The sequence below is a fragment of the Caulobacter sp. BE254 genome (genome assembly GCF_031457295.1).
Taxonomy (GTDB): domain Bacteria; phylum Pseudomonadota; class Alphaproteobacteria; order Caulobacterales; family Caulobacteraceae; genus Caulobacter.
On the sequence record NZ_JAVDWJ010000008.1, the window covers coordinates 44,044 to 66,350 of the forward strand.

Consider the following 22,307-nt stretch of genomic DNA (forward strand, 5'->3'; position numbering starts at 1 on the left):
GAGAGCCTTCCGATGTCCACGCTTCTGCTCCTGCCCGGCGACGGGATCGGCCCCGAGGTCTGCGCCCAGGTCCGCCGCGTGGCCGCGACCCTCACGCCCGACCTGAACGTCGAGGAGCGGATCTATGGCGGCGCCAGCTACGACGCCCACGGCACGCCGTTGACCGACGAGGTCCGCGACGCGGCCCTGGCCAGCGACGCGGTGCTGATGGGCGCGGTCGGCGGCCCGCAATGGGCCAGCGCCCCCCGCCACCTGCGTCCCGAAGCCGGCCTGCTGAACCTGCGCAAGGCGATGGACGTCTACGCCAACCTGCGTCCGGCCTATTGCTTCGAGGCCCTGGCCGACGCCTCCAGCCTCAAGCGCGAGCTGGTCTCGGGCCTGGACATCATGTTCGTCCGTGAACTGACGGGCGGGGTCTATTTCGGCCAGCCGCGCGGGATCGAGGACCTGGGCGACGGCCAGAAGCGCGGCGTCGACACCCAGGTCTACACCACCGCCGAGATCGAGCGCGTGGCCCGGGTGGCCTTCGAGCTGGCCCGCGGCCGCGGCAACCGCGTGGCCTCGGCCGAGAAGTCCAACGTCATGGAAAGCGGCCTGCTGTGGAAGCAGGTGGTCACCGACCTGCACGCCCGCGACTACGCCGACGTCCAGCTGGAGCACATCCTGGCCGACAACTGCGCCATGCAGCTGGTCCGCGCGCCCAAGCAGTTCGACGTCATCGTCACCGACAACCTGTTCGGCGACATCCTGTCGGACGCGGCGGCCATGCTGACCGGCTCGCTGGGCATGCTGCCCTCGGCGGCGCTGGGCGCGGCGGGCAAGCCGGGCCTGTACGAGCCGATCCACGGCTCGGCCCCGGACATCGCCGGCAAGGGCGTGGCCAACCCCCTGGCCGCCATCCTGTCGTTCGAGATGGCCCTGCGCTGGTCGCTGAACCGCGCCGACGCCGCCAACGCCCTGCTGGCCGCGGTCAAGGCGGCGCTGGACGGCGGGGCCCGCACCCGCGATCTGGGCGGCGAACTGTCGACGGCCCAGATGGGCGATGCGGTGCTGTCCAACCTAGGGCGTTGAAATATCGACGTTATGCTTAAGGCATCCGCAACGTAACCTTAATGGTTCTCGCTGAAACCCTGCGCGTCGTTTTCGACAGCGGCGCGCGGGGCAAGCGATGCGATTCCAGGACCTGAAGATCTCCACCAAGCTCGGGATCGCGTTCAGCGCGCTGATCCTGGCGTTCGTGGTCTCGTCCGGCGTCGTCTTCACCAGCCTGCAAAGCATCGACAAGGCCTCGACCTCAAGCCAGCGCAGCCTGGTCCTGGCCGGCCAGGCCGAGACGATGATGGGCCTGATCCTGGAGCAGCAGAACGCCCTGCGCGGTTATGCGCTGACCGACGACCCGGCCTTCGCCGAGGTCTATCAGGACAACGCTGCAGCGTTCGACCAGGCGCTGGACGCCTTCGAGACCAAGACCACCCAGGTCGCCCAGAAGGAGCGCATCCAGCACATGCGCGCCGCCATGGCTGACTGGCGCCGCGACATCGCCGAGCCCGCCCTGGCTGCGATGAAGGACCCGACCACCGGCAAGGCCCAGGCCGCCGCCCTGGTCGGCAAGAAGAGCCTGGACGACCTGCGCGCCCTGCAGGACGACCTGTCGAGCGCCGCCGTCGAGCGCGTGACCATCCGCGCCAAGGAGCAGAAGGCCGCCATGTCCCTGGCGACCCGGTCGCTGGTGATCGGCGGCCTGGCCGCCCTGGCCATCGCCGGCCTGATGGGCTGGCTGCTGTCGAGCACGATCGGCGCGCCGGTGTCGCGGATGACCGCCGTCATGCGCCGCCTGGCCTCGGGCGACAACGACGCCGAGGTCCCGGCGATCGGCCGCAAGGACGAGGTCGGCCTGATGGCCGACGCCCTGCTCAGCTTCAAGGACGCCGCCGTCGCCAAGGCGCGACTGGAGGGCGAGACCGTTGAGCAGCGTCGCCTGACCGAGGCCGAGCGCGCCCAGCGCGAGGCCGAGAAAGCCGCCGAGGCCCAGGCCGACGCCGTCGCCATCGGGGCCCTGGCCCAGGCGCTGGACCGCCTGGCCAACGGCGACCTGACCCACCGCATCGCCGTCGACTTCGCCCCCAAGGCCGCCCAGCTGAAGTCCGACTTCAACACCGCCGCCGACCGCCTGCAGGACGCCCTGCGCGGCATCAACACCGCCACCGACGGCATTCGTTCCGGCTCGGAAGAGATCGCCAGCGCCTCGGACGACCTGTCGCGCCGCACCGAGCAGCAGGCCGCCAGCCTGGAAGAGACCGCCGCGGCGCTCGACCAGATCACCGCCACCGTCCGCAAGACCGCCGCCGGCGCCAACGAGGTCTCGGGCCTGGTGGCCAACGCCCGGACCGGCGCCGAGAAGTCCGGCCAGATCGTCAGCCAGGCCGTCAGCGCCATGACCGAGATCGAAACCTCCTCGCAGCAGGTGGCCCAGATCATCGGCGTGATCGACGAGATCGCCTTCCAGACCAACCTTTTGGCCCTGAACGCCGGGGTCGAGGCCGCCCGGGCCGGCGACGCCGGCCGCGGCTTCGCGGTGGTGGCCCAGGAAGTCCGGGCCCTGGCCCAGCGCTCGGCCGACGCCGCCAAGGAGATCAAGGGCCTGATCTCGACCTCGACCGCCCAGGTCGGGACTGGCGTCAGCCTGGTCGGCCAGACCGGCCAGGCCCTGCAGGCCATCGTCGACCAGGTCGCCTCGATCGACAGCCTGGTCAAGGAGATCGCCGCCTCGGCCCAGGAACAGGCGACCGGCCTGCACCAGGTCAACAGCGCCGTGAACCAGATGGACCAGGTGGTGCAGCAGAACGCCGCCATGGTCGAGCAAGCCACCGCCGCCACCCACTCGCTGAAGGGCGAGGCCGGCGAGCTGGCCGCCCTGGTCGGCCGCTTCAGGGTCGGCGGCGAGGCTTCGCGCCCGGCCGCAGCCACCCCCGCCTCGCGTCCGGTCGCCAGCCCGGCGCGGGCGGTCCGGACCAAGGTCGCGGCCGCCTTCAACGGCAACGCGGCGCTGGCCTCGGACGGCTGGGAAGAGTTCTAGGACCGGCTTCCCCGCCCTTCGACAGAGGCGGGGAAATTGATCGCTCCCTTTCTCTTCCGCCGGCCCTAAGCTGCTCCCAACGACAAGGGAGGAGCGGCCATGATCCCGGGCCTGATGCAGACCACGCCGCTGCTGGTCAGCGGCATCCTGCGCTATGCGGCCTCGGCCCATGGCGGGCGCGAGATCGTCTCCCGGCTAATCGACGAGCCTGTCTGGCTCTATGACTACACCGGCCTGGCCCGGCGCGCGGCCCAGGCCGCCAACGCCCTGGCGCGGCTGGGCGTACGGTCCGGCGATCGCGTCACCTCCCTGGCCTGGAACACCCACCGGCACCTGGAGCTGTTCTACGCTGTCCCCGGCCTGGGCGCGGTGCTGCACACCGCCAATCCCCGGCTGTCGGACGAGCAGATCGTCTTCACGATCAATCACGCCGCCAGCGGCGTCCTGCTGTTCGACCGCAACTTCGCCGGCGTGGTCGCCCGCCTGGCCCCCCGCCTGACGACGGTGAAGACCTTCGTCATGCTGTCCGACGCCGCGCGGACCCATGACGCCGGGGTCGGGGCGGTCTCGTACGAGACCCTGATCGCCGGCGAGGCCGGGACCATCGACTGGCCTGGACTCAAGGATGGGCTGGACGAGAACGCCGGCGCCTTCCTCTGCTACACCTCGGGTACGACGGGCGATCCCAAGGGCGTGCTCTATTCGCACCGCGCCGTGGTGCTGCACGCCATGGCCGGCGGCCTGGCCAGCGCCTTCGGCCTCTCCGCCTTCGACGTGGTGATGCCGTGTTCCAGCCTCTACCACGCCACCGCCTGGGGCCTACCGTTCACCGCCCCGATCTGCGGGTCCAAGCTGGTGCTGCCGGCCGACAGGATGGACGGGGCGTCGCTGCACGAGCTGATCCAGGGCGAGGGCGTGACCTTCACCGGCGGGGTGCCGACGATCTGGACGATGTACCTGGCCTGGCTGGAGCAGGCCGGCCGGCGGCCGGACAGCCTCAAGCGCGTGGTGATCGGCGGCAGCGCCGTGCCGCGCGCCATGGCCGAGACCTTCAAGACGAAATATGGCGTCGACGTGCTGCAGATCTGGGGCATGACTGAGACCTGCCCGATCGGCGTGGTCGCCACCCCGACCCCGTCCCTGGCCGCTCTGGGCGAAGACGCCCTGAACGACGCCATCTGGACCCGCCAGGGCCGGCTGCAGTTCGGCATCGAGCTGCGGATCGAGGCCGAGGACGGGACCGAAGCCCCTCGCGACGGCCAGACCTCGGGCGCCTTGAAGGTGCGCGGTCCCTGGGTGGTCCAGCGCTACTACCGCCAGGACGTTGACGTCGCCGACGCCGACGGCTGGTTCGACACCGGCGACATCGCCACCCTCGACGAACACGGCTTCATGCGCATCACCGACCGCCAGAAGGACGTCATCAAGTCGGGCGGCGAATGGATCAGCTCGATCGACCTGGAGAATATCGCCGCCGGCTGTCCGGGGGTGAAGATCGCCGCGGTGGTCGGCGTGCCGCATCCCAAGTGGGAGGAACGGCCGCTGCTGGTGATCGAGGCCCATGCGGGAGCGTCGGTGGCCAAGGCCGACGTGCTGGCCTACCTGGCGCCCCGGATCGTCAAGTGGTGGACGCCCGACGACGTGGTGTTCGCCGCCGTCCCCCTGACCGCCACGGGCAAGATCGACAAGAAGGTTCTGCGCGAGGCCTGGCGAGGCCATCTGATGGGGTAGGCGTTAAAACCTCAGCCGCCAGGTTTCCGAGACCAGCCCCTCGCCGAAGCCGTCATAGGGCCAGCTGTCCTCGAGCTCGAAACCGGCGCGCTCGTAGAGGCGGCGGGCGGGCAGCAGGTTGCTCTGGGTCCAGAGCACCACCTCGCGATAGCCGACGAGACGGGCGAAGCTCACGCATTCGGCCACCAGCCTGTCGCCGACGCCCAGGCCCCGCGCCGAGGGCTCGACCAGCAGCAGGCGCAGGCGACCGACCGTATCGCTCTCGCGGGCCAGCAGGATCGAGCCGACCGGCGCGCCCCGGTGCTCGGCGATCCAGCAGGCCTCGCGCGCCGGGTCGAAGGTCTTGATGAACTCGGCCACGACGCCGGCCACCAGCCCCTCGAACCGGGCGTCCCAACCCTGCTCCGCCGCGTACAGAAGACCGTGCCGCTGGACGATCCAGCCATAGTCGCCCGGACGGGGTCCACGCAGGGTGATCATGACTCCAACAGCGCCTTCAGCCGGGCGAGGTCGTCGGCGACCATGCCCTGGTCGCGCTCGAACCTGGCCGCGTCCATGCCGGGCGCCCGGAACAGGGTCAGGGTGACCTCGGCGCCGTCGCCATTGGCCACCACCCGCAAGGGGATGCTGATCTCGCTCCCGTCGGGCAGGGTCACCCAGTGGTCGAGCACGCCGTAGGGATTGCGAGGCGAGAACCGCACCTGGACGTCGCCGTCCGGCCCGTGGGCGATCCAGCGGTCGCCGTCGCGGGTCAGGCCCGCGCCGAGACCGGCGGCCCATTTGGGGAAGCTCTCGGGCTTGTGGGCGAAGTCGTAGACCTGGGCGGGCGGGCGGGCGATCGACACGGTGATCGGACGGGCTTCGAACAGGATCATGGCTCAGGCCTCCACCGTCATCTGGGCCACAGTCATCTGGGTCTGGGTGACCACGGCCACCAGCTTGCCGCCCTCCCCCTCGACGCGGGTGGTCCAGACGCTGGACTGGCGCCCCACATGCAGCGGGGTCGAGACCGCCGTCACCGTGGTCCCGACCCGGGCGCCGCCGATGAAGTTGGTCTTGCTCTCCAGCGTGGTGGTGCGCATCCCGGCCGGCGTGCTCAGAAAGGCGCCCACCGCGCCCAGGCTGTCGGCCAGCGCCATGGCCGCCCCGCCGTGCAGGACGCCGCCCGCGGTGCAGAGATCCGGCCGGACGACCAGCCGCCCCTCGACGCGATCGGGCGCGGCATGGGTGATCTCCAGGCCCATCAGGGCCGCGAACGGCAGCACCGAGACGTCGAAGGCGTCGGACAAGGCTCGTCTCCCTAGCGCAGCATCCCCCAGGCGATCATCGCCTGGCCGCCGAAATAGAGGAACCACACCGCCCAGGCCGTCAACCGGGGCGAGCCGGCCAGCTTGGCGCCCTTGAACAGGTCGAACGACAGCACCGCGTCCGACGCCATGAAGGCCAGCGCCCCGACCGTGGCCGGCCAGCGCAGGCGCGGCAGCAGCAGGCTGGTCGAGACCATGGCCACGATGGCCAGAACATAGAGCACGACGGCGGGCTTCAGCGCGCCCAGCGACCGCCACAGCCGCGCCAGCATCGCGGCGGCGGCCAGCACGACCAGCGGCGCGACGGCCCAGAACGCCGGGCCCGCCGCCGGCCCCCGCTCGCGCCAGAACAGCAGCACATAGACCACGTGACCGGCCAGGAAGGCGGCCAGGCCGAACGGCAGCCAGCGCTTGGGATCGCCGGCCAGGAAGGCGTCGCCGACCGCGCACAGGGCCAGGGCGATGGCCAGGGACGACCCGCCGCCTTCCAGATAGGCCAGCACGGCCAGGGCGCCGACGGCCACGGTCTTGACCAGGGTGCGCGGGAACGACGGCGGCCGCTGGACCAGCACCAGGCCGTACAGCGCCGCGCAGAGCCCGGCTGCGCCCCACAGCCAGGCCTCAGTCATCCGCGCCCAGCTTGGCGAGGAAGGTCCGGGCCTCGTCCTTATGGCGGGGCTTGAGGTTCTTGCCGACGATGGCGATCAGGGCGGCGATGACGGCGGCGTCGTCGGTGAAGCCGATGGCCGGCAGCACGTCGGGGATCGCGTCGGTCGGCAGCACGAAATAGGCCAGGGCCGCCAGGATCATGCCCTTGGCGGCGGTCGGGGTGGTCGGATCCTTGGCGCACCACCACAGCGACAGGGCGTCGGCCGCGAACGGAACCTTGGAAACGACCTTGCGGATCTTCGGCCAGAAGCCGCGCGCCACGCGCTGCTCGTTGACCTTCACCGTGGCGGGCACAAGGGCCTTCTTCGGATCCAGCACCTCGCGGGCGTTCGCGTCGGGGTCGACGCCCTTCGGGTTGACGTCGGGGGATGGTTTGGCGTCTGCGCTCATCGGGGTAAACCGCTCCTCAAGGTCCAATTAAACGCAGGCTCTGAGGAAACGTCCATGAAACTCGATAGCACCGTCGCCGCCGTCGTCACCGGAGGCGCCTCGGGCCTCGGCGAGGCCACCGCCCGCGCCCTGGCCGCCCAGGGCGTCAGGGTCGCGATCTTCGACATGAACGAAGCCAAGGGCGAAGCGGTGGCCCGGGAGATCGGCGGCGTGTTCTGCAAGGTCAACGTCACCTCCGACGACGACGTCGACGCCGGCTTCGCCAAGGCCCGCGCCGCCCACGGCCAGGAGCGGGTCCTGGTCAATTGCGCCGGAACCGGCAACGCCATCAAGACCGCCAGCCGCGACAAGGCCACCGGCGAGGCCCGGCACTTCCCGCTCGACGCCTTCAACATGATCATCCAGATCAACCTGGTGGGCACCTTCCGCTGCATCGCCAAGTCGGCCAAGGGCATGCTGGATCTCGAGCCCCTGGAAGACGGCGAGCGCGGCGCGATCGTCAACACCGCCAGCGTCGCGGGCGAGGACGGCCAGGTCGGTCAGGCGGCCTATTCGGCCTCGAAGGGCGGCGTCATCGGCATGACCCTGCCGATCGCCCGCGACCTGATGAACGACGGCATCCGGGTCAACACCATCCTGCCGGGCATCTTCAACACCCCGCTGATGAACGGCGCGCCCGAGAACGTGAAGGCCGCCCTGGCCGCCTCGGTGCCCTTCCCCAAGCGCCTGGGCAATCCCGAGGAATACGCCCAGCTGGCCCTGACCATGATCACCTGCGGCTATTTCAACGGCGAGGACGTGCGCCTGGACGGCGGCATCCGCATGGCGCCGCGATAGGACGCGCTTCCTTCTCCCCTTGCGGGAGAAGGGGGCCCGCGCAGCGGGTCGGATGAGGGGTCTCTCAAACGACAACCGCCGCGACCGGCCTTTCGGCTGCTCGCGGCGGCTCTGTCTTTCGACCCCTCATCCGTCGGCTACGCCGACGCCTTCTCCCGCAAGGGGAGAAGGAAGGACGCTACTTCGGCACGGGCCGCTGGATGCTCGGCGCCAGGTTGGCCATGATCTCGTGGGCGTCATAGGCCCGCGGATCGCCCGCCGGCTTGCGGCCCTTGTGCATGACGATCTCGGCGCTGGCCTCGAACTTCTCGATCGTGCGGACCTCGGTGCGATCGAAGAAGGGGTCGCCCCAGTAGGGATCCCAGGCGCGCCAGCCGCCGTAGCGGGGGCCGTAATAGCGCCAGGCCGGACGCCAGTAGCCGTAGCCGCCGCCGTAATAGCCGAACGGCCGGCCGAAGGGGTCGCTCTCGATCACGGTGCGGGCGTCGCGGTCGGTCCGGCGGTCGGCCGTCTCGAACCAGTCATAGCCTTCCTGGGTGGTCAGCTCGGCCGCCCGATACAGCAGATAGCGCTCGACGGTCTCGCGCGAGGTGAGGCTGTTGCCGGCGAAGGTCACGCGATAGCGGTCGCCTTCGAGCCGTTGCTCGGAAAAGCCGCCCGTCGCCTGCTGGCCCCGGACGTTCGGTTGATAGGGGGTGGCGGTGGCGCAGGCCGTCAGGAGGGCGGCGAGCGCCACGGCCGCGACCATCCCGGCCTTGCCGCCCATGGTCTTGCGTTTAGTCATGGCGCATTCCTTTACTCGGAATCTTTGGCGAAAAGACTCGTTTCGTCCCGTCAGTCTAATGCATGGCCCAGCTTTATGGTTTCGCCAAGGCCATTGCGTTTCAGCGATGAGATCAACCCGGGCCACGATCAGTCCGGCGGCGGTGATCAGCAGCACCCCGACCATGATCGCGAACCCCTTGCGAAAGCCCGGTTCGTTCATCCGCGACGCCAGCGCCGCGCCCCCCAGACCGTAGCTGCTCATGCTGATCAGATCCATGCCGATGGTGGCGGCGGCGAACATCAGAAGTTGCGGCGCGAGCGGTCGCTGGACGTCGATGAACGGCGGCAGGACGGCGGTGAAGAACAGCAGGATCTTGGGATTGGCGATCTGCACGGTAAAGCCGTCGCGGAACGCCGAGCGGCCCATGCGGAACGATCGGTGGGCCTGGGCCTCGCCGCCCGGATCCTTCAGGCCCGACCCGATCGACTTCAGCCCAAGCCAGACCAGATAGGCCGCCCCGGCCAGGGCCAGCAGGTGGAAGGCCCTGGGGAAGGCGACGATCAGCGCGCCCAGCCCCAGGGCCGAACAGCCGAACCAGACCAGGGTGGCGGTGTTCATGCCCGCCACGCCCAGCAGGGCCGCGCCCTTGCCCTTCTGCATGCCGGTGGCGATGGCGAACAGGTTGGCCGGCCCCGGGGTGATGGCCATGACGAACATGGTCACCAGGAAGGCGCTGTAGCGGGCGGGATCGACGGGCAGGATCATGGCGCGACCCTCATAGCCAAGCCTCGCCCGCCGGGCCAGCCTGACCCTAGGCTCCGACCGTGGCCAGCACCCAGATGACGCGTCCCAGGGCGCCGAACAGCAGGACCGCCGTCGCCAGGGCCTGGATGATGAAGCCGGCCTCGCGCTTGCCTGGATCGGCCACGTAGCCCAGGGCGTAGACGATGCGCCCGACGATCCAGACCACGCCGAGGACCGCGGCGACCAGGTCGCTCCAGTAGATCGCGAACAGCCACAGCGACGGCAGAAACAGCGGCAGCCACTCCAGGGTGTTGGCCTGCACGCGGATGTGGCGCTCCAGGACGGGATCGCCGGTCATGGTCGGGGCGTGGATGCCGCACTTGCGGCGAGCCCCGCCGATGCGGAAGGCCATCCAGACATAGACCAGCAGCGCGGCGATCGTGACGATCGCGACCCAGGAATGCGGTTGCATGTGCGTTTTCTCCCCCGGCTCCCGTGAAGCGGAGCCTTGTGGTGGGATTACACCTCAGTTCGCGGCGGTTTGCACGCTAAACGGGCGCCGGACGATCGCCTGGGAACCGCCCCACGCGGCATGCGCTCTTCTGTCAGACGACCCCCATGCGGAGACCTTGAGCCATGCGTGTCGACTCCACGGCGATCCGGCGAATCGACTACGAGCCCGAGCACGGCAAGCTGTTCGTCACCTTCATCGACGGCGACGAATACGTCTATGTCGGGGTGCCGCCGCGGGTGACCGAGGCCTTCGAGCGGGCGCCGTCGAAGGGCCGGTTCTTCCAACGAATGATCCGCGACCGGTATCCCTACAATCGGGTCTGAGGCCCTTTCCTCGGCCGCATTGCAACGCTAGATCGTAGCGCCTGATCGGACGGGGGCGACGAGATGATGCGGGCGAGGATTACCTTGATGCTGGGCCTGGCCCTGGGCTTGGTCTTGGGCTTGAGCGGGGGCCCGCTCGCCGCCCAAGCCGCGCCGCGCGTCGGCTACAAGGTCGAGGGGACCTGCGACGGCTGGCCTCGGCTGTCGATCGAGGCCGCGGCGGGGATGTGCGCCGGCCTGGTGCTCGGCCCGGTCCCCGGGGCCTTCGCCGACCGCCAGCTGCGCCTGCCCCGCACCCTGGTCCAGCTGGACGGCCAGACCTGGCTGGTCGCCGACCTCGCCGACTGGACCCGCCCGCGCGGCGTGATCTGGAAGCTGACCGCCGCCCCGGGCCAGCCCGTGCAACTGCAGCCCCTGCTGACCGGCCTGTCGCTGCCGCACGGCCTGGCGATGGGCGCCGACGGCCTGGCCTATGTCGGCGAGATGAGCCGGATCTTCCGCTTCGACCCGCGCGCGCCCGATCCCGCCGCCACGGTCCAGGACGTGATCACCGGCCTGCCGGACAACAAGCTGCACGACAACCGCCACCCGCTGTCCCAGTTCGTGTTCGCCGCCGACGGCGCCCTGCTGGTCAATGTCGGCGCGCCGTCGGACCAGTGCCTGGACGCCAACGGCGCGCGGGTCGGGACCGACCGTTGCGACCAGTCGGAGGGCCAGGAGGCCACGGCCGGGATCCGCCGCTACGCCCGCCTCGCCCCGGGTCGCTGGGAGCCGACGTTCACGATGCTGGCCCGCGGCCTGCGCAACTCGGTGGCCCTGGCCGTGCACCCGTCGGGAACGGTCCTGCAGGCCGAGAACAGCTACGACTTCGACGACCGCTGGAGCCCGTTCGAGGAGGTCAACCGCATCGAGGCGGGCCGGCACTATGGCTGGCCCTATTGCCAGGACCTGGCGACGCCGACCGCGGGCTGGGCCGGCGCGATGGACTGCGCGTCCAGCGCCCACACCCGGCCGGTCGCCTTGCTGCCGCCCCACGTCGCCCCGTTGGCCATGACCTGGTACCAGGGCGCGATGTTCCCCGGCCTCAAGGGCAAGCTGCTGATGAGCTGGCATGGCTATCGCTCGACCGGCGGACGCCTGGTCGCCTTTCCGGTCGACGCCCAGGGCGTTCCGTTGACGCGGTCCAAGGCGACCTATCCGACCTATCCCAGCGGATCGCGGCCGTTCGGGGCCGGTCCCGCCGCCCAGGCCCAGGTGCTGACGCCCGGCTGGGGCCGGGTCGAGGACGTGCGGCCGCAGGGAACGCCTGTCGGGATCACCATCGCCGACGACGGCGCCATCTGGGTCGCCGACGACAAGAACGCCAGCATCATCCGCTTCGCCGTCGACCGCCCCTGAGGAACGGCCGCCCAGTCCGCCGCGTTCGGCCCGCATGGCCGCGACGGGAACCCACAACAGCTCGACCACCGTGGTCTACGCGGCCCTGGCCGGCAACCTGGCCATAGCCGCCACCAAGTTCGTCGCCTTCGCCCTGACCGGCTCGTCGGCCATGCTGACCGAGGCCATCCATTCCAGCGTCGACACCGGCAACCAGGGCCTGCTGCTGCTGGGCCTGGCCCGGGCCCGCAAGCCGCCCAGCCAGACCCACCCGTTCGGCTACGGCATGGAGGTCTATTTCTGGGCCTTCGTCGTGGCCCTGCTGATCTTCGCCCTGGGCGGCGCCTTCTCGATCTATGAGGGCCTGCTGAAGATCGCCCGACCCGAACCGATCGAGCGCGCCTGGATCAACTTCCTGGTCATCGGCCTGGCCGTGCTGTTCGAGGGCGGCTCGTTCCTGGTGGCCTGGAAAGCGTTCAAGGTCGTCCGCAAGGGCACGCCGTTCTTCCGCGCCATCCGCCGCAGCAAGGACCCGTCGATCTTCGCGGTGCTGCTGGAGGACGGCGCGGCCCTGGCCGGCCTGGCGATCGCGGCGCTGGGCGTGGCGGGCTCGGCGCTGCTGGGGATCGCCTGGGCCGACGGCGCGGCCTCGGTGGCCATCGGCGCGTTGCTGGTGGGGGTGGCGATCTTCCTGGCCAACGAGACCCGCAGCCTGCTGACCGGCGAGTCGGCCTCGCCGCGCATCGTCGAGGCGGTGCGCGACATGCTGGCCGCCGATCCGCGCATCGACACCGTGGCCGAGGTGCTGAGCATGCACCTGGGCCCCAGCGAGATCCTGCTGGGGGTGACGCTCGACTTCCACGACGCCCTGACCGCCGGCGAGATCGAGGACGCCGCCGACGACTTCGCCACCAGGATCCGGGCCATCGACCCGCGGATCACCCGGGTGTTCGTCCGCTCGGGCCGGGCCCGGGCGGCCTATGCGCGGCCGTTGGAGCCCAATGAAGGTCCGTCTTCCCGGTGAAGCGAACGGATCTTGGAACTGTCGGCCCGCCAAGCGGATTCCTTTTGGCAAAGGAGGATGTCATGGCCGACAATCTGCAGGGCCGCGCGCGGGCCGACGCCGTCGAGCGGGCCCTGAGGTCGCGTCGCGACAAGGTGTGAGGCGGTGCGGTATTTCTTCCAGCTCAGCGACGGCCATGTCCTGACCGACGACGAGGGCGAGGTGTTCGACGATCTCGACTCGGCCAAGGTCGAGGCGGCGCGGATCGCCGGCGAGTGGCTGCGCGACAACGCCGACGAGTTCGCCCACGACGGGTCCTTGCTGGTCGAGGTGCTGGACGAGCGCCGCGCGGTGCTGGCCACGGTCGCCGTCGAGGCCAACGCCCCGACCGGGACGGTGCACTGAAGCCCCGTCCCGGTCAGGGCGCGCGGCTGGTCAGAGGATGAAGTCCGACGTCGTCAGGCCGTGATTGCCGGCCAGCTCGAAGATCGACGAGGCCTGGCCGCTGTTGTCGGTATAGAGCAGCACCACCGTGCGGTCGCCCTGGGCGTCGTAGAACATCGCCATGTCGCCGGCATGGCCGGTCTGGTTGTTCAGGGTGAAGCCCTGGTCGCCGGCCAGGCCGGTGTTGGCGTCGATCCCCGACAGGTCGATCCGGTCGCCCGCCCCGAAGTCGAGGATGACGTCCCGCCCGGTCGGCGCGGAGTCCGAGCTCGCGGCGAACACGAAGGTGTCCGCCCCAAGGCCGCCGGCCAGCAGGTCCGCCCCGCCGCCGCCGGTGATCGTGTCCGCGCCCGCCCCGCCGATCAGGCTGTTGGCGAACTGCGAGCCGGTCAGGGTGACGCCCGCGCTCGCGCCGGAGGCGTCGACGTTCTCGAAGCTGGAGACATAGGTCGCCCCGGCGATCTGGCTGCCGGAGAGATTGGCCAGGTTGACGACCGCCCCGACCTTCAGGACCAGGGTGTCACGGCCCGCGCCGCCGTCGATCACGTAGTCGGCCGCGTCGTAGACGATCCGGTCGTCGCCCTCGCCGCCGCGCTGCTGGTCGCCGTCGGCCCCGCCGTCGAGGACGTCGTCCCCCGCCCCGCCGGCCAGGGTGTCGAAGCCCGCCCCGCCGACCAGCACGTCCGCGAGCGCCCCGCCGACCAGGCTGTTGTTGTAGGCCGAGCCCGTCAGGACGACTCCCGCCGTCGCGGCCGAGGCGTCGACGTCCTCGAAGCCCGCGACATAGGCGCCGCCCGCCACCTGGCTGGTCGACATGTTGGCCAGGTTGACGGTGGCGCCGACGTTCAGGATCAGGGTGTCGCGGTCCGCCCCGCCGTCGATCACGTAGTCGGCCGCGTCATAGACGATCCGGTCGGCGCCCGCGCCGCCGCGCTGGTAGTCGCCGTCCAGGCCGCCGTCGAGGAAGTCGGCCCCGGCCCCGCCGATCAGCGTGTCGTAGCCGGCCAGCCCCCTCAGGGTGTCGGCGCCGTCTCCGCCGTCGATCACGTCCTTGAGCAGTCCGCCGGTATAGGTGGTGTCCTTGCCGGCCGCGTCGGTGAAGCTGTTGACCTGCCACAGCCCGCCCGACAGGACGCGGTTGTCGCCGGCCTCGCCCACCGTGACGCTGACGGTGATCGGGGCGGTGAAGCCGCCGTGGCCGTCCGAGGCGGTGTAGGTGAAGCTGTCGACCACCGACTGGCCGGCGGCCAGCTGGTCGAAGGCGTCGGCGTCGGCCACGTAGCGGACCTGGCCGTTCTCGAGGCTGATCGAGGCGCCCAGGGCCGACTTGGCGCCCGACAGGGCCGCGATGACCAGGCCGTCCAGGTCGATGTCATGGTCGTTGGCCAGTACGTCGACCAGGATCGAGGCGTCCTCGGCGGCGCTGGCCGCGTCGGCCGTCCCGACCGGGGCGTCGTTGACCGCCGCGACGCCCAGCTGGACCGTCACCACGCCCGACACCCCGCCGAACGCGTCGTGCGCGGTGTAGGTGAAGCTGTCGCCGCCGTTGTAGTCGGCGTTGGCAGTATAGACGAACGAGCCGTCGGCGTTGAGCACCAGCGTGCCGTAGGTCGGGCCCTGGCCGAGCACGGCGCTCAGGGCGTCGCTGTTGGCGTCGCTGTCGTTGGCCAGCACGCCGTGCGCCGCGTCGACGGTCAGGACCATGTCCTCGTCGACCGTGAACACGCCGTCCAGCGTCGCCACCGGGGCGGTGTTGATCGACAGCAGCGCCAGGATCGCGTCGTGGTCGGTGGGCTGGTCGATCGCCGCCTGGCCGGTGTTGAGGTGGACGTTGTCGAACACCGCCCCGTCCTTCAGGCTTTGCGAGACCAGCAGGTTGTCGATCTGCTGGGCGTTGCCTTCGAAGATGTAGGAGTAGCGCTCCTCGGGGGTCAGGGTCCGGGCCAGGTTGTAGAGGTCGCCATTGGCCTCCAGCAGGGTCAGGGTCTGCTCGTAATAATAGCCGTTGAAGTCACCCATCACCGCGACATGGGCGTCCGGGTCGGCGGCCAGCAGGCCCTGGACGTAGTCGCGCACGGCCGTGGTCTGGTCGACCCGGCGGTCGTCGCCGTTGGTGACCGCCGGCTGGTTGGCGCCGAACAGCGGGTCGCTGCCGCCGCGCGAATAGTTGTGCACGTCGATGGCGGTGACCGTCTCGCCGTGGAACACGAACTCGGCGGCCAGCGGGTTGCGGCTGTTGTGGAAGGCGTCGGTCGTGCCGGTGGTGTCCTGGATCAGCCGGGCCGAGCCCTCGACATAGTCCACCCGGTCCTCGCGATAGAGGAAGGCGCTGCGGATGTTGCCGTTGCTCTGGCCGCCGGTGCTGTTGGGCGAGGTCGGAGCGACCTCGACCCAGCTGTAGTGCGGGCCGCCGGCCGCCTCGATGGCGGCCACCAGCTTGTTCAGGGTCGCCGCGCCGCTGAGGTCCGAACCGGTCCCGATCCCGTCGGAGTCCTGGATCTCCTCGACGCCCAGGATGTCGGGCGCGCCCAGGTTATGGGCGATGTCGGCGGCCAGGGCGGCGAACTTGGCGTCCGGGTCCAGCGGCGAGATGTTTTCCAGGTTGTAGGCGCCGATCGCCAGGTGGCTGGCGTCGCCGGCCAGGCTGGTGGTCTCCAGCGGCACGGGACCGTTGCTGGTGGTGTTCTGGACCGAGGTCGCCAGCACCTCGTACTCGCCGCCGAAATAGCTGACCACGCCGGTGACGTCGCCCAGGTGGTCGCCCAGCACGTAGCCGGCCGAGAAGCCCGGGTTCACGCCGCTGTCGGCATAGATCAGGATCCGCTCGGGATTGTTGTCGCCGTCCGAGACGGTGACGCCGCCGCGACTGTTGAGGCCCGTGGCGTCCGCGCCGTTGTCGGCCACCACCCAGGTCTGGCCCTGGTAGGTCGAACCGGTCGCCTGGGCGTTGTGGACGGTGACCAGCATGCCCTCGATCGACTCGTAGAAGTCGACGCCGTCCGTGGTCGGATCGAAGCTTCCCAGATGGTCGTCGTCGATCACCGTGCTGGGGATGGCGCGGCCGCCCGCGCCCAGCACGGTGGCGGCGACGACCGCCCCCGTCCCGATCACGTCGACGGTCTGGGCGACGATCTCGGTGATCGACAGGTTGCTGGCGACGCCGCCGTTATATTCGTCGACCGTGCCCGTCACATGCGCCCAGTCACCGACATGGACCGTGGGGATGGCGTTGGTGAACACGAAGATGGCGTCCGAAGTGGCGTCGTTCCCGTCGCCGCCCAAGGCGTCCTGCATCCAGAAGCCGCGCGAGCCGGTGGTGTCGATGGCCGTCACAATACCCCGGGTCGCGACCATCTGGCCGTCATAGGCCGAGACGTGGCCCGTGCCCTGGATGTCGTAGATCGACACCGGGGCGAAGTCGTCGTTGAGGATGGTGGCCTGGCCGACCGCGTCGACCAGGGCCGCCGCGCCGCTGGTGACCACCAGGTTGGAAAGATTGACCGTGAAGGTCTCGTTCGGCTCGGCCATCACGTCGCCGTGGATCGTCACCGACACGGTCTGGCTGGCCGGGCCGCCGGCCGCGAAGGTCAGAGTCCCATGGGTCTCGGCGTAGTCGGTCCCAGCCTGGGCCGAGCCGTCGTGGGTGGCGAAGTCGACCGTGAAGGCGCCGGTGATGTCTGTGCGGGTGACCGTGAAGGTCATCACCTGGTCGCCGGGTTCGCCCTCGGCCAGGGTGACGTCGCTGATCGAGACGTTGGCGCTGGGCACGCCGCCGTCGGTGACCGTGAAGCCGGTCTTGTAGGGAACCGGGACGCCGTCATCGAGCGTCCAGTTGGCCGAATTGCCGATGGCCGACAGGATCTCGGCCTTGGTCCCTGTGGTCGCGCCGACATAGGCGCCGTTGTCGGCCCCGAAGGCCAGGGCCGTGCTGCCCGTCGCCAGGCCGGTCGGGACGGCCGAGGTGTTGGAATTGGTCGCGTCGCCGGCATAGGTCGTGTTGCCGTCGGCGAAGTCCAGGGCGAACAACGGCGTCGCCGACGGGCCCGAGCCCTGGTAGGCGATGATCTGGTCGCCCGAGGTCGAGGGGTTCAGCGAACCGGTCAGGCCCGTGACCGTGATCACCGTGCCCGCCGCCGCGCCGCCGGCCCCGGCCGTATAGGTGTAGACGCCCTCGCCGGCCCGGAACCCGCCCGCCGCCAGCCAGCCGTTGTCGGTGAAGCTGATGATCGTGCCGGCCTCGACCGCCTGCAGCAGCACGAACGAGAACGACTTGCCGGCGGTGTCGGCGCTGTAGCCGATCAGGGCGAGATCGCCCGCGGTCAGGGTGGTCATGGGTTTCCTCCGAAGGGGGTCTTGTTCTGGGCGGTCGCCGCTGAGGTCCGAGTCTGGGTGAGCCGATTGTTCTAGACGCTTTCAGCAAGCCCGCGATCTCGATCCAGCCTAGAAGCGCTCGATGACAGGACGATGTCGAAGTTTTCAGCACTTCGCAATCGAGAGATCATTGTTCGGCTTGAGCGAATTGCTTTCGTGGACTTAGAGCAGAGAGATAGTTCGCGACGTTATTTGCTCACTCCGCATACGTCATGACGATAGTCTTCCAGATCCAGATTGATCTGAAGCTCGCCGGAAGCACGACCATTTCGAATATCTTCGGTACGTCGGGTGGAGCGACAACTCGCCGCGGCCTTCCCGAGGCCTCGAAACCCACCGCGAAGATTGCAACGGGTTGCGGCTCGCGTCACGTCTGAAAGAAATTCTTACTTACTTGTTCATGAATGGGCGACGCCCGATGGATCGGCGCCGGGGCGATCGCCCGTGACGCGGAACCGGGGACGCGCACTCACGGCAAGGCGCCGGCCGATTTGCAGGACGTTGGTTGTGGGTGCGTGTCCCCAACGGACCCGCTGAGTTTGGTGTTGAAGTCCCATGACGCCGTGGATGGCGTTGGGGACATGCACTCACCCAGAGGCCGTGAATCGATCCGCGAGGCCTTGCCGTGAGAGCACGTCCCCGGCTTGCGCTCAGCGTTCAGCGAACAAAGCCTCGCGATTTCAACACCCTGAACTTTCTCGACCCGATTTGGTCCCCACCCTTCCAGACCCCCGTATCCTGATCCCACCTCGACGCAGGGAAAGGGCGCATGGCCAGCGACCGATGCGGCGGCGGGGGGCGATCGAGCGGGAAGCTCCGTCGGCGGTCCTTATGGACCAAACCTCGCGTCTCTGGAGCCGGTCGGGCCTGGAACACAAAAACGACGTGGCGCGAGGGCTGGCGGAGCAACAGGCGGGCGGTGACGCGCTCGCGGTCCGGGACCGGGGTTCGTTGACCTGGCCCGCCCGTCGGAGGCTTCAAGGCGGCGAGGTTCGAACAGGGCTCAGCGCCGCGGGCTTCCGGATAACGAGCGCGCGGAGCGATCGGCTTCGTCGAAACGGTAATAGTCAAAACACTCCGGACGATGTCCGGCGCTCCGCGTCCCTTTCCATCAGCTCAGCGGCTAGCCGCGTGAGGCGGCGAAGCCGCGCCAGTCAGATCCTCCCCCTGTGGGGGAGGTGTCGCCCAAAGGGCGACGGAGGGGGGGGGTGATCGGCCGATGGCCACAATCCGGATCGACGACCTCAAAACTCCCCCCACCGATCGCTGCGCGATCGCCTCCCCCACAGGGGGAGGAGCGTCGAAAAGCGGTCCGGGGGGCAAATGAGCACCGCACCAAGGATCCCGGCATGTCCCCGCCCCCTTCACGAACACCCGTCGTTAAGCCGCCAGCGCTACAGTCTCCCGCCATGAGCAACCGTCCTTCCTCCGCCGGGGTCACCCCCGAACAGCTGGCGACCCTCAGCCACGAGTTCCGCACCCCGCTGAACGGCGTGCTGGGCATGGCGCGGCTGCTGGAAGGCACGCGGCTGACCGCCGAACAGCGGGCCTATGTCGGCGCCCTGCGCGAAAGCGGCGACCACCTGCTGTCGCTGGTCAACGACGTGCTGGACTTCGCCCGCCTGGGCGCCACGGCGATCGAGCTGCACGCCGCCCCGGTCGACGTCGAGAACCTGCTGCGCCAGGTGGCCGAGCTGCTCAGCCCCCGCGCCCACGAAAAGACCATCGAGATCGCCTGGGCCGCCGCCCCCGGCCTGCCGACGATCCTGGCCGACGAGGGCCGCCTGCGGCAGGTGCTGCTGAACTACGCCGGCAACGCCATCAAGTTCACCGAGACCGGCGGCGTGCTGCTGAGCGCCGAGCGGGTCGCCGACGGCCGCCTGCGGTTCAGCGTCCGCGACACCGGGCCGGGCGTGGCCCCCCAGGCCCGCGCAGCGATCTTCGAGGCCTTTGTCCAGACCGATCCCTCGCACCAGGCCCAGCTGGGCGGGGCGGGGCTGGGCCTGGCCATCGTCGCCCGCCTGGCCGGCGCCATGAACGGCGAGGCCGGGGTCGGCGGCGAGCTGGGCCAGGGCGCCGACTTCTGGTTCGAGGCCTCGTTCGAGGTCGCGTCCACCGCGCCCGCGCCGGCCGACCTGCCGCTGACCGGTCGCACAGTCGCCATCGCCTCGCCCAACGCCATGGTCCGCGAGGCCGCCATCCGCCAGGTCCGGGCCAGCGGCGGCCAGGCCCTGTCTGGCGAGACCGTCGCCGTCGCCCTGAAGGGCGCTCCGGCCGACGCCGTCCTGCTGCTCGACGCCGCGCCCATAAACACAAAGGGGGCCGGTCCGCGCGGCGCGCTGAAGGCGCCGGCCGGCCGGGCCTGCGTGGCCCTGCTGACCCCCGACCAGCGCGACCGCATCCCCAAGCTGAAGGCCGCCGGCCTGGGCTACCTGATCAAGCCGCTGCGCCGGGCCTCGCTGATCGCCCAGGTGCTGGCGGCCCAAACCCCGGCGAAAATGGCCGCCACCAAGATCCAGGTCGTCGAGACCACCGCTTCGACCGCCCACGAGGACGACCGCATCGCCCCGGCCGCGGCCCCGGGCGTCCGCGTGCTGCTGGCCGAGGACAATCCGATCAACGCCCTGCTGGCCCGCGCCCTGCTGGAGCGCGAGGGCTGCAAGGTGGATCGCATCGCCAGCGGCGACGAGGCCGTCTCGGCCCTGTCGCGCGGCTTCTACGACCTGATCCTGATGGACCTGCGCATGCCCGGCCTGAACGGCCTCGAGGCGACCAAGGCCCTGCGCGAGCGCGGCGTGACCACGCCGATCGTCGCCCTGACCGCCGACGCCTTCGACGAGGACCGCCGCGCCTGCCTGGCGGCCGGCATGAACGACTTCCTGGCCAAGCCCCTGACCCCCTCGGCCCTGCGCGGCGTGCTGACCAACTGGGCCCATCTTGGACGGAGCGGCCTCGGCTGGACGAAAGCCGCGACGCGCGCCAAGGTCGCCGGCTGATGCGGGGGCGTTTCCCCCGAAGGGGCGACGCCGCATGACCGACGAAACGCAGGCCAAGACCGCGCCGCCGAAGAAGACCCTCCTCCAGACCCTGGCCTTCTTCGGCGAACGCCGCAGTCTGGTGATGCTGGGCCTGGGCTTCGCCTCGGGCCTGCCCTTCATGCTGATCTTCGACACCCTGTCGCTGTGGCTGCGAGACGCAGGGCTGTCGCTGGCGGTGATCGGCTTCTTCAGCCTGGCGACCCTGTCGTTCTCGTTCAAGTTCCTGTGGGCCCCGCTGATCGACCGCACCAAGGTGCCGGTCCTGCACGGCCTGGTCGGCCACCGCCGAGCCTGGATGCTGGTCTGCCAGGCGGTGATCATCCTGGGCCTGCTGGCCATTTCCGGCGTCAATCCCGCCGCGAACCTGCCGCTGATGGCCGCCATCGCGGTGATCGTCGGCTTCGCCACCGCCACCCAGGACATCGTCATCGACGCCTGGCGGATCGAGGTGGTCGACACCGATCGCCAGGGCCAGATGGCCGTGGCCGTGCAGTGGGGCTATCGCGGCGCGATGATCATGGCCGGCGCCGTGCCGCTGCTGCTGGCCGAGCGGTTCGGCTGGAACATCTCCTACCTGGTCATGGCCGGGGTCATGTTGGTCGGGGTGGTCTCGACCCTGCTGGCCCCGCGCGAGCAGGCCCACGCGATCCGGCCGATCCACACCGACGGGGTCGACCAGCCCAAGGCGCTGGAGGTCCTGGAGTGGCTGGCGCGGCTGGCGATCCTGGCGGCCGGGGCCCTGCTGGTCGGCTCGGGCCTGTCGGGCGACGCCAGCCTGCTGTCCAATCTCGTCGGCGGCGACGCCCTGGCCGAGGCCTGGAAGGCCAAGCCCAATGGAGTCTGGCTGCAACTGGCCGGGGTGCTGGCGGGCCTGGCGGTCATCGTGGTCGCCGCCTGGCCGATTCCCAAGGTCAAGACCAAGCCCGGCGTCTATCTGTCGACCGCGCTCTACGCGCCGCTCAAGGACTTCCTGACCCGCTTTTCGGGCGTGGCCGGCCTGATCCTGGCGGCGATCTGCGTCTACCGGGTCTCGGACTTCGTGCTCAACATCATGAACCCGTTCTACCGCGACATGGGCTTTTCCCTGACCGAGATCGCCGAGATCCGGAAGGTGTTCGGCATCATCGCCTCGATGGCCGGGGTGTTCCTGGGCGGGGTGGTCGTGGCCCGGTTCGGCCTGATGCGGGCCCTGATCGTCGGCGCCTTCGCCCAGCCGATCAGCAACCTGATGTTCGCCCTCTTGGCGATGAGCGGCCACGACGTGCCGATGCTGTTCGCCTCGATCTGCATCGACAACATCGCCGGCGGCGTCGCCGGCACGGCCCTGATCGCCTACATGTCCAGCCTGACCACGGCGGGCTTCACGGCCACCCAGTACGCCCTGTTCTCGTCGCTGTACGCCCTGCCAGGTAAGCTGATCGCCTCGCAGTCGGGACGGATCGTCGAGGCCTCGGCCCTGGCGGCGGAGGGCGGCGGCCCGATCGGCGCGCTGAAGGCCCTGTTCACCCGCCTGCCGCCCGAGAGCTTCACGGCGGCGGGCGCCAAGCTGGGGGTCAGCGCCCCGGCCATGGCCGCCGGCTACACGGCCTTCTTCATCTACACGGCGCTGATCGGCGTCGTGGCCATCGCCCTGTCGTTCCTGGTGGCGGTGCGCCAGCCGAGACATATGGCCGCCAAGGCGGCCGCGGAGGTGGAGAAGGCGACGGCCTGAACCCGG

Annotated in this window: 18 protein-coding genes and 3 pseudogenes; 10 read left to right on the plus strand and 11 right to left on the minus strand. The window is 70.0% G+C overall.

Translation table 11 applies throughout. The annotated features are described in order from the left end of the window. Positions 1-12 precede the first annotated feature (12 nt). The 3 genes from leuB (at position 13) to J2X41_RS15460 (ending at position 4,807) form a co-directional block, all read left to right on the plus strand. On the plus strand, positions 13-1,071 hold the full coding sequence (gene leuB / locus J2X41_RS15450; RefSeq protein WP_310082908.1) for a 3-isopropylmalate dehydrogenase: 1,059 nt from the start codon (positions 13-15) through the stop codon (positions 1,069-1,071). A 97-nt stretch (positions 1,072-1,168) separates the two neighbouring features. Continuing rightward, the gene (locus tag J2X41_RS15455; RefSeq protein WP_310082909.1) at positions 1,169-3,076 is read left to right on the plus strand and encodes a methyl-accepting chemotaxis protein; all 1,908 of its coding nucleotides are present in this window, start codon (positions 1,169-1,171) and stop codon (positions 3,074-3,076) included. A gap of 99 nt (positions 3,077-3,175) precedes the next feature. Beyond that, on the plus strand, positions 3,176-4,807 hold the full coding sequence (locus tag J2X41_RS15460; protein ID WP_310082910.1) for a long-chain fatty acid--CoA ligase: 1,632 nt from the start codon (positions 3,176-3,178) through the stop codon (positions 4,805-4,807). Positions 4,808-4,810: 3 nt separating this feature from the next. Here the strand turns inward: J2X41_RS15460 and J2X41_RS15465 are convergent, their stop codons facing one another. From J2X41_RS15465 to J2X41_RS15485, 5 genes are read right to left on the minus strand one after another with little or no spacing between them, the layout of a single operon-like run. Continuing rightward, entirely contained in the window at positions 4,811-5,287 is a 477-nt protein-coding gene (locus tag J2X41_RS15465; RefSeq protein WP_310082911.1) for a GNAT family N-acetyltransferase, read from the minus strand. Further along, entirely contained in the window at positions 5,284-5,682 is a 399-nt protein-coding gene (locus J2X41_RS15470) for an SRPBCC family protein (RefSeq protein WP_310082912.1), read from the minus strand. Before J2X41_RS15470 ends, J2X41_RS15465 begins: the two co-directional genes overlap by 4 nt. A gap of 3 nt (positions 5,683-5,685) precedes the next feature. Beyond that, entirely contained in the window at positions 5,686-6,096 is a 411-nt protein-coding gene (locus J2X41_RS15475; protein WP_310082913.1) for a PaaI family thioesterase, read from the minus strand. An 11-nt stretch (positions 6,097-6,107) separates the two neighbouring features. Then, positions 6,108-6,743 (minus strand): lysoplasmalogenase, encoded by a 636-nt coding sequence (locus J2X41_RS15480; protein WP_310082914.1) that lies wholly within the window; start codon positions 6,741-6,743, stop codon positions 6,108-6,110. Next, complete coding sequence (locus J2X41_RS15485; protein ID WP_310082915.1) at positions 6,736-7,173, minus strand: YkvA family protein; 438 nt, start codon at positions 7,171-7,173, stop codon at positions 6,736-6,738. Before J2X41_RS15485 ends, J2X41_RS15480 begins: the two co-directional genes overlap by 8 nt. A 54-nt stretch (positions 7,174-7,227) precedes the next feature. Between J2X41_RS15485 and J2X41_RS15490 the strand changes: the two genes are divergently transcribed. Then, a complete protein-coding gene (locus tag J2X41_RS15490) occupies positions 7,228-8,010 on the plus strand; it encodes an SDR family NAD(P)-dependent oxidoreductase (RefSeq protein ID WP_310082916.1) in 783 nt (260 codons plus the stop codon). 178 nt (positions 8,011-8,188) lie between these two features. Here J2X41_RS15490 and J2X41_RS15495 read toward each other — a convergent pair whose 3' ends face one another. The 3 genes and pseudogenes from J2X41_RS15495 to J2X41_RS15505 form a co-directional block, all read right to left on the minus strand. Next, positions 8,189-8,794 carry a CC0125/CC1285 family lipoprotein gene (locus tag J2X41_RS15495; protein WP_310083071.1) on the minus strand — a complete coding sequence of 202 codons (606 nt, stop codon included), beginning with the start codon at positions 8,792-8,794 and terminating at the stop codon, positions 8,189-8,191. Between the two features lie 117 nt (positions 8,795-8,911). Next, a pseudogene (locus J2X41_RS15500) lies at positions 8,912-9,541 on the minus strand (LysE family translocator); the annotation flags it as partial. A gap of 46 nt (positions 9,542-9,587) precedes the next feature. After that, entirely contained in the window at positions 9,588-9,992 is a 405-nt protein-coding gene (locus tag J2X41_RS15505; protein WP_310082917.1) for an MAPEG family protein, read from the minus strand. Positions 9,993-10,156: 164 nt separating this feature from the next. On the opposite strand from J2X41_RS15505, the gene J2X41_RS15510 reads away from it, so the two are divergent. From J2X41_RS15510 to J2X41_RS15525, 4 genes are all read left to right on the plus strand, one after another. Then, positions 10,157-10,357 (plus strand): KTSC domain-containing protein, encoded by a 201-nt coding sequence (locus J2X41_RS15510; protein WP_028038824.1) that lies wholly within the window; start codon positions 10,157-10,159, stop codon positions 10,355-10,357. An 87-nt stretch (positions 10,358-10,444) separates the two neighbouring features. Next, positions 10,445-11,755, plus strand: coding sequence for a PQQ-dependent sugar dehydrogenase (locus tag J2X41_RS15515; RefSeq protein WP_310082918.1), 1,311 nt, complete (start codon positions 10,445-10,447; stop codon positions 11,753-11,755). A gap of 34 nt (positions 11,756-11,789) precedes the next feature. Next, complete coding sequence (locus J2X41_RS15520) at positions 11,790-12,758, plus strand: cation diffusion facilitator family transporter (protein ID WP_310082920.1); 969 nt, start codon at positions 11,790-11,792, stop codon at positions 12,756-12,758. 144 nt (positions 12,759-12,902) lie between these two features. After that, complete coding sequence (locus tag J2X41_RS15525; protein ID WP_310082921.1) at positions 12,903-13,142, plus strand: DUF6894 family protein; 240 nt, start codon at positions 12,903-12,905, stop codon at positions 13,140-13,142. Positions 13,143-13,172: 30 nt separating this feature from the next. Here J2X41_RS15525 and J2X41_RS15530 read toward each other — a convergent pair whose 3' ends face one another. The 3 genes and pseudogenes from J2X41_RS15530 to J2X41_RS25325 form a co-directional block, all read right to left on the minus strand. Continuing rightward, a complete protein-coding gene (locus J2X41_RS15530) occupies positions 13,173-17,513 on the minus strand; it encodes an Ig-like domain-containing protein (protein WP_310082922.1) in 4,341 nt (1,446 codons plus the stop codon). A 782-nt stretch (positions 17,514-18,295) separates the two neighbouring features. Then, positions 18,296-18,369, minus strand: a pseudogene (locus tag J2X41_RS25320) (hypothetical protein); the annotation flags it as partial. 203 nt (positions 18,370-18,572) lie between these two features. Next, positions 18,573-18,664: pseudogene (locus tag J2X41_RS25325) on the minus strand (hypothetical protein); the annotation flags it as partial. Between the two features lie 297 nt (positions 18,665-18,961). Between J2X41_RS25325 and J2X41_RS15535 the strand changes: the two are divergent. Both J2X41_RS15535 and J2X41_RS15540 read left to right on the plus strand, forming a co-directional pair. Then, the gene (locus tag J2X41_RS15535) at positions 18,962-20,548 is read left to right on the plus strand and encodes a response regulator (protein ID WP_310082923.1); all 1,587 of its coding nucleotides are present in this window, start codon (positions 18,962-18,964) and stop codon (positions 20,546-20,548) included. A gap of 34 nt (positions 20,549-20,582) precedes the next feature. Next, positions 20,583-22,301: an AmpG family muropeptide MFS transporter gene (locus J2X41_RS15540; protein WP_310082924.1), complete on the plus strand. Its 1,719-nt coding sequence runs from the start codon at positions 20,583-20,585 to the stop codon at positions 22,299-22,301. Positions 22,302-22,307: the final 6 nt, after the last annotated feature.